12 protein-coding genes are annotated in these 12,748 nt (G+C 61.5%); 9 read left to right on the top strand and 3 right to left on the bottom strand.

Translation table 11 applies throughout. From position 1 onward, the window contains the following. The first annotated feature begins 54 nt into the window (after positions 1-54). Positions 55-936, top strand: a complete 882-nt coding sequence (gene gluQRS, locus NBH21_RS12650) for a tRNA glutamyl-Q(34) synthetase GluQRS (RefSeq protein WP_250913365.1) — start codon at positions 55-57, stop codon at positions 934-936. Here the strand turns inward: gluQRS and NBH21_RS12645 are convergent. Next, positions 904-1,788, bottom strand: a complete 885-nt coding sequence (locus tag NBH21_RS12645) for a YihY/virulence factor BrkB family protein (RefSeq protein WP_250913366.1) — start codon at positions 1,786-1,788, stop codon at positions 904-906. The genes gluQRS and NBH21_RS12645 overlap by 33 nt on opposite strands. Positions 1,789-1,871: 83 nt before the next feature. On the opposite strand from NBH21_RS12645, the gene NBH21_RS12640 reads away from it, so the two are divergent. From NBH21_RS12640 to NBH21_RS12605, 8 genes are all read left to right on the top strand, one after another. Then, positions 1,872-2,705, top strand: a complete 834-nt coding sequence (locus NBH21_RS12640) for an SDR family oxidoreductase (protein WP_250913367.1) — start codon at positions 1,872-1,874, stop codon at positions 2,703-2,705. Positions 2,706-2,736: 31 nt separating this feature from the next. After that, positions 2,737-2,934, top strand: a complete 198-nt coding sequence (locus NBH21_RS12635; protein ID WP_099059458.1) for a twin transmembrane helix small protein — start codon at positions 2,737-2,739, stop codon at positions 2,932-2,934. 12 nt (positions 2,935-2,946) lie between these two features. After that, positions 2,947-3,525 (top strand): cob(I)yrinic acid a,c-diamide adenosyltransferase, encoded by a 579-nt coding sequence (locus NBH21_RS12630; protein ID WP_250913368.1) that lies wholly within the window; start codon positions 2,947-2,949, stop codon positions 3,523-3,525. Between the two features lie 20 nt (positions 3,526-3,545). Next, positions 3,546-4,331, top strand: a complete 786-nt coding sequence (locus NBH21_RS12625; protein ID WP_250913369.1) for a rhomboid family intramembrane serine protease — start codon at positions 3,546-3,548, stop codon at positions 4,329-4,331. Between the two features lie 177 nt (positions 4,332-4,508). Next, entirely contained in the window at positions 4,509-5,258 is a 750-nt protein-coding gene (locus NBH21_RS12620; RefSeq protein WP_250913370.1) for an electron transfer flavoprotein subunit beta/FixA family protein, read from the top strand. A 27-nt stretch (positions 5,259-5,285) separates the two neighbouring features. Next, positions 5,286-6,215 (top strand): electron transfer flavoprotein subunit alpha/FixB family protein, encoded by a 930-nt coding sequence (locus tag NBH21_RS12615; protein WP_250913371.1) that lies wholly within the window; start codon positions 5,286-5,288, stop codon positions 6,213-6,215. 130 nt (positions 6,216-6,345) lie between these two features. Then, positions 6,346-7,227: a 3-hydroxybutyryl-CoA dehydrogenase gene (locus NBH21_RS12610; protein WP_250913372.1), complete on the top strand. Its 882-nt coding sequence runs from the start codon at positions 6,346-6,348 to the stop codon at positions 7,225-7,227. A gap of 83 nt (positions 7,228-7,310) precedes the next feature. After that, positions 7,311-8,594, top strand: coding sequence for a sensor domain-containing phosphodiesterase (locus NBH21_RS12605; RefSeq protein WP_250913373.1), 1,284 nt, complete (start codon positions 7,311-7,313; stop codon positions 8,592-8,594). Between the two features lie 83 nt (positions 8,595-8,677). Here the strand turns inward: NBH21_RS12605 and NBH21_RS12600 are convergent, their stop codons facing one another. Beyond that, the gene (locus NBH21_RS12600; protein WP_250913374.1) at positions 8,678-11,323 is read right to left on the bottom strand and encodes a TIGR02302 family protein; all 2,646 of its coding nucleotides are present in this window, start codon (positions 11,321-11,323) and stop codon (positions 8,678-8,680) included. Positions 11,324-11,477: 154 nt separating this feature from the next. After that, positions 11,478-12,746, bottom strand: coding sequence for a diaminopimelate decarboxylase (gene lysA / locus NBH21_RS12595; RefSeq protein WP_250913375.1), 1,269 nt, complete (start codon positions 12,744-12,746; stop codon positions 11,478-11,480). Between the last annotated feature and the right edge of the window lie 2 nt (positions 12,747-12,748).

Raw genomic sequence — 12,748 nt, 5'->3', positions numbered from 1 at the left:
GCTCTTTGTCGAAGTCCCGTTCCCTGGGGACGCATTCCATGCAAGATAGAGAGCATGATCCCGCCTGCCCGTCAAAAACCCGTCTTTCGCTTCGCCCCGAGCCCAAACGGACGCCTGCATCTCGGCCACGCGCTTTCGGCGCTCATCAATGCCGACATGGCGAAGGCAGCGGGAGGCCGACTCCTGTTGAGGATGGAAGACATCGACATCGGTCGCTGCACACCCGAATTCGAAACAGCGATCTACGACGATCTCACCTGGCTGGGTTTGGCGTGGGAGGAGCCCGTACGCCGGCAATCGGAACATCTTGATGAGTATCGGGCAGCTCTTGATCAGCTCATCGCCCGAGGTCTCGCCTATCCGGCCTTCATGACCCGCGGCGAGGTCAAGGCACGCGCTGCGCAATCCGAAGAGCAAGACCGGCCATGGCCACGCGATCCCGACGGCGCTCCGCATTATCCGGAGGACGACCGTTTCCTTACCGATTCGGTTCGCCGGAAGCGCATCGCCTCTGGGGAACGTCATGGGTGGCGGCTGGACATGGAGAGCGCAATTGCCTCGATCGGTACAGCGCTCACATGGACAGAGACAGGCGACGGGGAAACCGGCGAGATCGCCGCTGATCCCGCGGCATGGGGAGATGTGGTGTTGTGGCGTTCGGATGCGCCGTCCAGCTATCATCTATCCGTGACCGTCGATGATGCGGCCCAGGGCGTGACCCATGTGGTGCGTGGCCTCGATCTCTTTCACGCAACCTCGGTCCACCGCTTGCTGCAGACCTTGCTTGGCCTGCCCGCGCCCCGCTACCATCATCACCGGCTGATCCTCGGCAAGGATGGGCGCAAGCTTTCCAAGAGCCAGGGGGATACGGCGCTGGCCGAACTCAGGAAAGCGGGCCGGACGTCAGAAGAGATCCGCCGGCTCCTCGGACTTTGAGACGGCCGCGCGCGACGGCAGCACGTTGAACTTCATCAGCGCAGCATTGAACTCGGCGCCGATGATGAAGATGACTGCAACCATGTAGAGAAAGACGATCACCACCATGATCGAGGCGAGACCGGCATACATGGCCGCATAATTGGCAAAACTCGCAAGGTAATAGGCAAAGACCAGTGCGCCGATCAGCCAGAGCACCAGCGTCAGCACGACACCGGGGATAACGTCGAGAAGGCGCCGGTTGCCGGCAGGCAGGCTCATGTGAAAGATCAGGAGCGCCAGGGCGAGCAGCCCGATCGTGCCATAGACGCGCCAGTTCGAAATCGTCGCGAGCCATTCCTTCAACCAGGGAAACCACTTCTCGGCAAAGGCGAGCGCCACAGGAACGACGACGAGCAGTGCGCTGATCACGGTCAGGACAACGACCGCGCCGAGCACAAAGCCAAGGCTGACGAGGCGGGTTATGTACCAGGGCCGCGTCTCCGCCACCCGGTAGGCGCGGTTGAGAGAAACCCGAAGCGCCTCCACCCCGTTCGAGGCGAAGTAGGCGGCAGCCAGCACCGAGATCGTCAGGAGCCCGCCACGGGGGATCGTCAGCACCCGTACGATCTGGTCGGACACCGGCTTGGAGATCGACTCGGGCCACGTATCGAAAATGATGTGGATTGCGGTCTCGGCGAAACGATCCGCGCCGAGGAAGGTCGCAAGCGCCGTCCCGAAGATCAGGAAAGGGAACACCGCCAGAAGTGCGGATAGCGCCACATGGCTCGCCATGGCCCAGCCATCATCCTCGGTGAAGTGATAGAAGGCGTCGAACCCGACCCGGTAGATAGTGTGCAGGAAAGCCCGCATCCATGCTCCTCGATCGCGGTATGCCGATTGTAAGCCCACGGCGAATATGGGAAACCGGGTCGGATTTGTACAGGGAACATTCCATGACGAATGCTCGAACCATCATCGTGACGGGTTGCTCATCCGGCATCGGCGCCTATTGTGCAAGGGCTCTGAGGGCAGATGGCTGGCGCGTTTTTGCGACGGTTCGCCGCAATGAGGATCTTGCCTCGCTCGAAGAAGCGGGGATCGAGGCCCTGCTGATGGACTATACCGACCATGCGAGCATCGCCGCGCTGGTCGATGAAGTGACGGACCGGACCGGCGGGCGGATCGATGCGCTGTTCAACAACGGCGCCTATGGCCAGCCCGGCGCGGTCGAGGACCTTTCGACCGATGTGCTTCGCCAGCAGTTCGAAACCAATGTCTTCGGATGGCACGAACTGACCCGCCGAGTGATCCCGCTGATGCGGGCGAACCGGTCGGGCCGCATCGTCCAGTGCTCGTCGATCCTCGGCCTGCTGCCCTATCGCTATCGGGGTGCCTATACCGCCTCGAAATATGCGCTGGAGGGGCTGACTGTCACGCTGCGCATGGAGCTTGAGGGAAGCGGCATTCAGGTGAGCCTGATCGAGCCCGGCCCGATCGAAAGCCGATTCACCGCCAACGCGCTGAAACAGATCGAAGCGAACATCGACCTTGCGGGCTCCCCGCATGCAAAGGAATACGTGCGACAGCTCGCGAGGCTGAACGGCACCGGTCCCATCAACAAGCAAAAGCTCGGCCCGGACGCTGTCTACAAAGTCCTCAAGCACGCCTTGACCGCCGAACGGGCGCGGCCACATTATCTCGTCACCACGCCGGCCCGGCAGGGCGCATTCCTGAAGCGCCTGCTCCCGGCTGATCTCTTCTATCGATTGATGCGATCGCTGGACTGAGGCAACAACAAAAGGGTCAGGAAGAAACACCATGTCCGGTTTCACCACGGTTCTCGCCCTGATCGTCATGGGCCTCGTCGTGCTTGTTCTCGTGCGCGGGCTTTTCAACATGCTGAAGGGCGGCAGCGGCAACACCTCGAACAAGCTCATGCAGATGCGCCTCGTTCTGCAGGCCATAGCCATTGCGCTCATCATGCTGACGCTCTGGCTGACCGGCGGCGGGCGATAGGAGAATACGACGATGGTTCGTCTCAACAAGATCTACACCCGCACCGGCGATGACGGCACCACGGCGCTGGTGAGCGGCCCCCGCCGGCTCAAGCACGACCTGCGCGTGGATGCCTACGGCACCATCGACGAGGTAAATTCCGCAATCGGCGTTGCCCGGCTGCACACCCAGGGCCTGTCCGAACTCCACGCCATGCTCCTGAGGATCCAGAACGACCTCTTCGATCTCGGAGCGGACCTGGCCGCGCCCGACACCGGCGAGACCCTGAGCTACGAACCTCTTCGTGTGATCGAGGCGCAGGTCACCCGGATCGAAAGCGAAATCGACCAGTTGAATGCCGGCCTCGATCCGCTGAAATCCTTCATCCTGCCAGGCGGAACCCAGGCTGCAGCTCACCTGCATCTCGCCCGGACGATCGCCCGGCGGGCGGAGCGGATCATGGTCGAGCTGTCGCGCTTCGAGGGGGAAACCATCGATCCGCCGGCCCTCAAATACATCAACCGCCTGTCGGACTTCCTGTTTGTTGCGGCTCGTTTCGCCAATGACGGCGGTAAAGCAGACATTCTCTGGGTTCCCGGCAAGAACCGCTGAACAGGCTCAGGGAGCGCGCGATGTTCATTCCCCTGCATGACCGCAACTCCCTGAGGCACATCCGGATGCAATACGTCACGATCGGTCTGATCCTGACGAATGCGCTGGTCTTCGCCTTCACCAACATGCTGGTGCCGGAATCCGTTATTCAGGCGAGCGTCTACGGACTGGGCTTCATTCCCGCGGTCGTGTTCGATTATGCGGCGCTCGATCCCTCGCTCGCCATCGTGCCGCCGGATGCCACGCTCATCACCTATGCCTTCCTGCACAGCAACCTGATGCATCTCGGCTCCAATATGCTGTTCCTCTGGGTATTTGGCGATAATGTCGAGGACGCATTGGGCCATGTGCGCTTCCTGCTGTTCTATCTGGCCTGCGCGGCCGCCGGTGCGCTATTTCACGGCCTCGTCGGCCCGACATCCCAGAGCCCGCTGATCGGAGCCTCCGGCGCCGTCTCAGGCGTCGTCGCGGCCTATCTGATGCTGCATCCGAAGGTGCGCGTCTGGGTGCTCGTGCTCTTCCGCTTTCCTCTGCCGCTCCCCGCTTTCCTGCCGCTCCTTTTCTGGATCGGACAACAATTCGCGATGCTCGCCATCGATGGCGAGGGAGAGGTGTCCTGGGGTGCGCATGTCGGTGGCATCATCGCAGGCGCCCTGCTGGTCGTGTTCATGCGCAGGCGCGGCGTTCCCCTGTTCGACCGGACGATCGTGACACCCAAGGCCGTGGAACACCGGCAGGTCGCGCCGCTGACCACGCCTGTGGCCCCACCTTCCCCGCCCCGGCAAACAGTCCACTGGGGCCGTTAATATCACAAATTTCCGTATATTGACGTAAACGTAAACGTCAATTAATCGTTTTTAAGCGGAATCGATGCTGTAGCAAGCGTTGTAATTGCGAAAAAAATGCGTATCCATGTCGCCCATTGACCATCGGAGGACCGTCTGAAGAGGCATTTTCAGGCAGGGCAATGAAGGAAGAAAGTCATGAAAGTACTGGTGACCGTCAAGCGCGTTGTGGACTACAACGTCAAGATCCGGGTTAAGACGGATGGCACAGGTGTCGAGCTTGCAAACGTCAAGATGTCGATGAACCCCTTCGATGAAATCTCGGTCGAGGAGGCACTCCGCCTGAAGGAAGCCGGCAAGGCCTCGGAAGTCGTCGTCGTATCGGTTGGCCCGGCCAAGGCTGAGGAAACGCTGCGCACCGCACTCGCCATGGGCGCCGACCGCGCGATCCTGGTCGAGACCGAGGAAACCGTCGAGCCGCTCGCAGTCGCCAAGGTCCTGAAGGGTGTGGTCGAGGCGGAAGCTCCGGGCCTTGTCATCACCGGCAAGCAGGCCATCGACGACGATTCGAACCAGGTCGGCCAGATGCTTTCGGCTCTTCTCGGCTGGGCGCAGGCAACGTTTGCCTCCAAGCTCGAAATCAAGGACGGCTCCGCCGACGTCACCCGCGAGGTCGACGGCGGTCTGCAGACGATCAACGTCAAGCTTCCGGCCATCGTCACCACCGACCTTCGCCTCAACGAACCGCGCTATGCTTCGCTGCCGAACATCATGAAGGCCAAGAAGAAGCCGCTCGACAAGAAGTCGCCTGCCGATTTCGGCATCGACATCGCAGCGCGCCTCAAGGTGCTGAAGACCGAAGAACCGGGCGGCCGCAAGGCAGGCATCAAGGTCAAGAGCGTCGCCGAACTGGTCGAAAAGCTCAAGACCGAAGCCGGCGTATTGTAATCGGGACGGGATAAGGAGAACAAAGATATGGCCATTCTTCTTCTGGCAGAACACGACAACGCAACCGTCTCCGACCAGACCGCCAAGACGCTGACGGCAGCCACCAGGATCGGCGGCGACGTTCATGTGCTGGTCGCAGGCTCGGGCGCCAAGGCCGCCGCCGACGCCGCTGCAAAGCTCTCCGGCGTTTCCAAGGTGCTCGTCGCCGATGACGCAAGCCTCGCCAACAACCTGGCTGAACCGCTTGCGGCACTGATCGTCTCGCTCGCGCCGTCCTATGACGTCATCATCGCGCCCGCTACTTCGGTCGGCAAGAACGTCATGCCGCGCGTTGCAGCCCTTCTCGACGTGATGCAGGTCTCGGAAATCATCGAAGTGGTTTCCGCCGATACCTTCAAGCGCCCGATCTATGCCGGCAACGCCATCCAGACCGTCCAGTCCTCCGACGCCAAGAAGGTGATCACGGTCCGTACCGCATCGTTTGCCGCTGCTGCCGAAGGCGGCTCGGCTTCCGTCGAGACCGTGGCTGCTGCTGCCAACCCCGGCGTTTCCACCTTCGTCTCGGATGCGCTGTCTTCGTCCGAGCGTCCGGAACTGACCTCGGCGAAGATCATCATCTCCGGCGGCCGCGCGCTCGGCTCCTCGGAGAAGTTCAAGGAAGTGATCCTTCCGGTCGCCGACAAGCTCGGCGCTGCCGTCGGCGCGTCGCGCGCGGCAGTCGATGCGGGCTATGCCCCGAACGACTGGCAGGTCGGCCAGACCGGCAAGGTCGTCGCTCCGCAGCTCTACATCGCCTGCGGCATCTCCGGCGCCATCCAGCATCTCGCCGGCATGAAGGACTCGAAGGTCATCGTCGCCATCAACAAGGACGAGGAAGCCCCGATCTTCCAGGTTGCGGACTACGGCCTCGTCGCAGACCTCTTCGAAGCTCTTCCCGAGCTCGAAAAGGCGCTCTGAGACCCCGTTATTTCGCAACCGCGAAAAGACTGGAAAATCGCCCGCACAGGGCTATTAAATTTGCCGGACCAACCGTAACGTTGGCCCGGCATTTTCGTCAGGCGATGCGAGTTCAGGTGAGGAGAACGGCATGACCAGGGTTTTTGATAATGTGGGCATCGTAGGCGCGGGCCAGATGGGATGCGGCATCGCCCATGTCGCAGCACTGGCAGGCTACAAGGTCACCATCTACGATCTGGCCAAGGAGCGGATCGAGGCAGGGCTTGCCACGATCAACGGCAATCTGGCGCGCCAGGTATCGAACGGCAAGCTTTCGGAAGAGGACCGGAAGGCAGCGCTCGCCCTGATCAGCGGCACCACCGACATCAACGACATGGCGCCGATGGACCTCGTGATCGAGGCTGCAACGGAAGACGAGACCGTCAAGCGCAAGATCTTCGCGCAACTCTGCCCGGTCCTGAAGCCTGAAGCGCTGCTTGCCACCAACACCTCCTCGTTGTCCATCACGCGCCTTGCGTCCGCCACCGACCGGCCGGAGCGCTTCATGGGCATCCACTTCATGAATCCCGTTCCGGTGATGAAGCTCGTCGAACTCGTTCGCGGCATCGCCACCGAAGAGAGCACCTTCGAAACCGCCAAGACCTTCGTCCGCTCGCTCGAAAAGACGATCACCGTTGCGGAAGACTTCCCGGCCTTCATCGTCAACCGCATCCTCCTGCCGATGATCAACGAGGCGATCTACACCCTTTATGAAGGTGTAGGCTCGGTCGAGGCCATCGACACCGCCATGAAGCTTGGCGCCAACCATCCCATGGGCCCGCTGCAGCTGGCAGACTTCATCGGCCTCGACACCTGCCTGTCGATCATGCAAGTCCTGCATGACGGGCTGGCTGACAGCAAGTATCGCCCGTGCCCGCTGCTGGTGAAATACGTGGAGGCGGGCTGGCTGGGTCGCAAATCGGGGCGCGGATTTTATGATTATCGGGGCGAACACCCGGTTCCGACCAGATAATACCGCTACTGCTAAAATTAGCACTTGAATCTGCGCGACGCAGCTTATTCACTTTAGAAGTGAAGACTCGCACGGATGCCCTCATGACGTTCTTTGACAGCGCCAGGCAATATGGGTTGCATGACCTCCTCTTCAGTCTCGAGCAACAGACCGAGGCTGATGAACGTATCAACAATATTCTGGCGACTGCCCGCAACTGCCTTGGAATGGATATCGGCTTCATCGCCGAATTCGCGGGTACCAGGCGATTTTTCCGCTACGTCGATACGGACATGCAGGATGCAGCTTTGCGCGTCGGCGACTGGCTGCCAATGGATGAAGGTTATTGCCAGCGAATCATCGACGGCGAATTGCCCGAACTGATCCCGGACACGGCACTGCTGCCCGAAGCGCAGGAGGTGGCTGCGACACACGCTTTTCCGATCGGCTCTCATTTGAGCGTTCCGATCAGGTTCGGCGATGGCCGCCTTTATGGCACCTTCTGCTGCTTCTCTACGTGCGCGGATCCGACGCTGAACAAACGCGACCTGCAGATCCTGCGCTCCTTTGCCCAGTTCGCCGCGTTCGAATTGGACCGCACCATCGAGAAGCGCATCAATTACTGGGACGCGGAGACACGCATTCTCGATGCCCTGGAGCGCGACGGCCTGGCCATGGTCTACCAGCCAATCGTCAGCCTTGCTGATGGCAAGGTGCTGGGCTTCGAAGCCCTGGCTCGTTTTCCGTTCGTGCCCTCTCGCTCGCCGGACATATGGTTTGCCGAAGCCTTTGAGGTCGGTCGCGGTATCGAGCTTGAACTGAAGGCCATGCGTATGGGGCTGGAAGGTATCCGACGACTACCCGATGGCGGCTACCTGGCGCTGAACGCATCGCCTGCGACCCTGCTGGACTACCGATTTGCAGAAACGTTCAGGGAGCAGCCGCTCGACCGGGTCGTCATTGAGGTCACCGAGCATGCGGACATTTACGATTACGATCTGCTGGCCACCGCTCTGGCGCCGCTGCGAGCGCATGGCATGCGGCTTGCCGTCGATGACGCAGGTGCCGGCTACGCCAGCCTGAGGCATATCCTCAATCTCAAGCCCGATATCATCAAGCTGGATGCGGAACTCTGCCGCGATATAGAGGACGACCCGGTGCGTCGCGCGCTGGCCGCCTCGCTGGTGAGTTTCACTCGCGACGTCGGATGCGTGCTGATTGCGGAGGGCGTCGAGACTGCGGAAACGCTTGAGGCTCTCAAGACGCTGGGGATCGGTGCGGCGCAAGGGTTCCATTTAGGCCGTCCGATGCCCGTCGTCGATATTGGCGAATGGCAACCAATGGCCGCGAAAAGAACCCCGACTTTTGTAACTGCCCCGGCCGGTTGAAGGCTCGTAAGGCCTCACCCCGTTTCCACCTGCGGACAATCGCCCGCGAGTTGACGCTAACCGCCGGGGTAGGCGGTCAAATGCTACTGGATATCGAGCAGCCGTTCGAGATAGCGACGCTCGAGTTCCGGGCGGGCGACATCATCCACCGACATGGTATCGAGCTTCTTGCGAATAGCGTTGAGAATTTCGCGCGCCCGCTGCACATCGATTTCGTCAGGGATCTCTACCCCGCCATCCTCCATGTTCTCGCTCGCCCTTGCGGGATCACGACCCAGAGGGTCTCGGCCGCGTTGACCGCCCTGCCCGTTCTCTCCGGGTCCCTGGCCGCCGGCCCTCATGGCCTGCTGGATCTGCCCCATCATGTCCTGCGCGCCCTGCCGCAGGGCTTGCATGGCCTTGCCTTGACCATCGACGGCGCGTTCGCCCTCGCTCTTGCCAAGCGCGTCCCCGGCGCTCTTCATCTCGCGCTGCGCGCGATCGAAGCCCTCCCCGGACTGGAAACCGAGATCCTTCATGCCCTGTTGCAGTTCGCCAAGCTTCTTGCCGAGCGCATCCTGCTGGGCTCGCAGGTTCTTGAGAGCTTCCCGCAATTGCTCCGCAGTCATGCGATCGGTGGGTGAATCGCCCTGCTGATCCTGCTGCTGCCCTTGCTGGCCGTCTTCCGTCACCGGCGGCTCGTCCTGCAGGAACTCACCATCCTCGCCGTCACCCGGATCGCCGCGCTGCATGCGGTCCTTCAGCGCCTGGTCGAGACGGAAGGTCTCGTCCATAAGCTTCTGCTGCTCCTGCATAATCTCGCCGAGCTTGTCGATCTGCTTGCGGAGCTCGCTGGTCTGCTGCTGTTGCTGTCCGCGCATCGGCCGGCCGGCCTGCAGGTTGTTCATCATCCGCTGCATTTCGGAAAGCATCTGGCGTGCGGCGTCGCGATTGCCGGACCGAGCAAGGTTTTCGATCTGGTTCAGCATGTTGTCCAGATCGCGCTGTCGCAGCATGTTCTGCGCCGACTGCTGCTGTTGCTGGCCATCGGCGTTCTGCTGGCGCTCGGCCACCGCCTTCATGAATTCCTGCATGGCAGCGCGAAGCTCGTCCATCAGCTTCTTGATTTCCTGATCCGACGCATTTCGTTCCAGCGCATCGGCAAGCGCCTGCTGCGCATCGCGGAGATTGCGCTCGGCCAGCGAAAGATCGCCATCGTCGATGCCGAGTGCGATTTCCCAGAGATAGTCGGCCGTATCCTTGAGATCGTCGGTGGAGCGGGCGATCTTCATGCGCGCCTGCGCGGACTGGATGAGCAGGAAATGTGTGGGATTGGGAATGGTTTCATCGGCACGCAACGAAATCGCTTCGTTGAGTGCAACCGCCTGACCGATATCCCGGGTATCCAGTGAGAAGACCTGACGCTCCTCGGCCACCGCCGCAGCCAACGGCTCGACGAAATGGCGGGATGGCAGCACCATTTCATGCGGCGGACTGCGTCCCGTCTGCCCGGCCCCATCGGTCGCAACCAGCGTAATACGAACCTTGCGGCCGGCCAGCGGATGCTCGCTGATGTTGCGGCTCGAAACGCCCTTTGCATCGCGCGCATTGTGGCGCGGAAGATCAAGCCTGTAATCGGGCAACGGATAAAGCGGCGTTGCGCCCGGTTTTTCATCGATTGGCACGATTTCCGCCCGCGCCGATTGGAGACCGTAATCGTCTTTCGCCGTAAAACCGATCTCCAAAGCGCCGTTGACAGTCGGCTTCGGCAACCCCTCGAAAGCAATTTCCGGCGGATTGTCGGCAACCACTTCGATTGCCCAGCGCTTGTCTCCGACCACAAGCTCACCGTTCCGCTCAAGCTTGAATTCGTGCGTGCGGCTCACAGGCGCCTGCGCCGGATCGCTTCCTTCCGGCTGCACGGAAGATGCCTCGCTGCTTTCCGCAACGTCCAGAACCTCACCACCATCGGCCAGACGATAAAGAACCTTCTCGTCCTCGCGCCCGCCGCTGATGCGCACGGTCGCCTGCGAATTCTGCGGCACGCGCACACCACCTTCTTCGGGCTGCGAATTTGCGCCGGAGAGAAACACCGGCGCGCGGCCGGTAAAGGCGGGCGGCGTGATCCAGGCGTCGACGCGTATCTCCTGACCGGTCCCTTCGACGGCAGTCCAGCGGAACGCATCGGAAATCACCCCGGCCCCGTTGGAGCCGGAATAGGCGAAAGCGGTCACAAACAGGAGTGCCGGAACGGCGCGCAACGCATAACGGTCGAACCGGGCGATATCCGGCCTCGGCAGGCCGGCATCCAGCGCGGCGATGGTTTCCGCCATGCGCCGCTGGTGCTCCTGCCAGAGAGCGCGGGCAAACGGCGTCTCGAAGGCCGGTTCGTCATCCTGTACGGCGACGGGCTGATGCGGCAGACCGTTACGCTCCTCGAGCAGCCGGTCTGCTTCCTGCGCATCCGGCCAGCGCAGCCTCGCGAACGGCAGGAGGGCGGAAACGAAGGCAAAGGTGAGAGCAAAGACGAGAAGCAGCCGCAGGAAATCCGGCAATTGCCGGAAAACTCCGAACCAGGCGAGCGAAATGAATATCGCGGCAATACCCAGAACAGGCAGGAAGAGCGGCAACAGACGTTCCGCGAAAAGAACGAAACGCGCCAGCAGACGTTTGACCGCAACGCGACGCGCCAGCACCGGATCGGTGCGGAACGCGCCTTTTCGCGTACTGCCCGGCTGAGGAAGGCTCATCCGTCGGGTCTCCGTTTCGTCCACTGGTGGAAGCGCGCCGCTCGCTGGCGAGCGCCATCATTTGCTAAAGGATAGCATCCTTTGTGGCGAAGACGAGGGCACCAGCACAATCACGACCGCTTTTTTGGGCCGGTCTCCGAAAAGTGAACGGTGATCAGGCCAGCCAGTCCGGCACGGAATCGAGTGCAATCAGCTCTTCGTAGCTCGTGCGCGGACGAATCACGTGGAACTGGTCGCCATTCACCAGCACCTCGGGAACGAGCAGACGGCTGTTGTAGGTCCCCGCCTGTACCGCGCCATAAGCGCCTGCCGAACCGACCGCGAGAAGATCGCCAGGCTTCGGCATTGCCATCTCGCGATCAAGTGCCAGATAATCGCCCGTTTCGCAGACGGGACCGACCACATCGGCCTTGATGCGTGGCGCGCTGGCAGCCGAAATCACCACGGGGCGGATTTCGTGATAGGCTTCATAGAGCGTAGGCCGGATCAGATCGTTCATCGCCGCATCGACGATCACGAAGGTCTTGTCGCCGCCATCCTTCACGAACACGACCTCGGTCACCAGAATGCCGGCATTGCCGACGATCAGACGGCCCGGCTCCGTTACGATCCGGCAGTTGAGGCCGGCGAGCTGTTCCTTGACGATATGGGCATAGGCGTCGGGTTCCGGCGGCGGATTGTTGTCGTCGCGGTAAGGAATGCCGAGACCGCCGCCGATATCGACGTGATCGATCGAATGTCCGTCACCGCGCAGGGTTTCGACCAATTCCCGCAGGAGCCGGAAGGCATCCTCGAAAGGCTGCAGTTCGGTGATCTGGCTGCCGATATGCATGTCGATACCGGTCACCTTGATCGACGGCAGGCTGGCCGCCCGCTGATAGACCGCACGGGCGCGCTCGTACGAAATGCCGAACTTGTTTTCCTTCTTGCCCGTCGAGATCTTCGCATGGGTGCGCGCATCGACATCCGGGTTGATACGGAACGAGACATGCGCCTGTTTGCCGGCCTTGGCGGCGCGGACGGCAAGAACCTCGAGTTCCGGTTCCGATTCGATGTTGAAGCAGTAGATGCCGGCCTCGAGCGCCAGATCCATTTCGGAGACGGTCTTGCCGACACCGGAGAACATGATGCGGCTTGCCGGAACACCCGCAGCGAGCGCACGACGCAGTTCACCTTCGGACACGACATCGACACCGGCGCCAAGCCGGGCCAGCGTCTTGAGCACGGCCTGGTTGGAATTGGCCTTCATCGCATAGCAAATCATCGCGTCCACGCCGTCAAAGGCGTGGGAAAACACCTTGTAATGCCGCTCCAGCGTTGCCGTGGAATAGCAATAGAAGGGCGTGCCGACGGCCCGGGCGATTTCAGGCACGGGAACGCCCTCGGCATAGAGGACACCATCGCGATAATCGAAGTGGTTCACGG

The organism is Ciceribacter sichuanensis, from assembly GCF_024055605.1.
GTDB lineage: Bacteria > Pseudomonadota > Alphaproteobacteria > Rhizobiales > Rhizobiaceae > Allorhizobium > Allorhizobium sichuanense.
The sequence above is the reverse complement of the archived record's forward strand: the minus strand, read 5'-3'. Positions and strand labels throughout refer to the sequence as shown.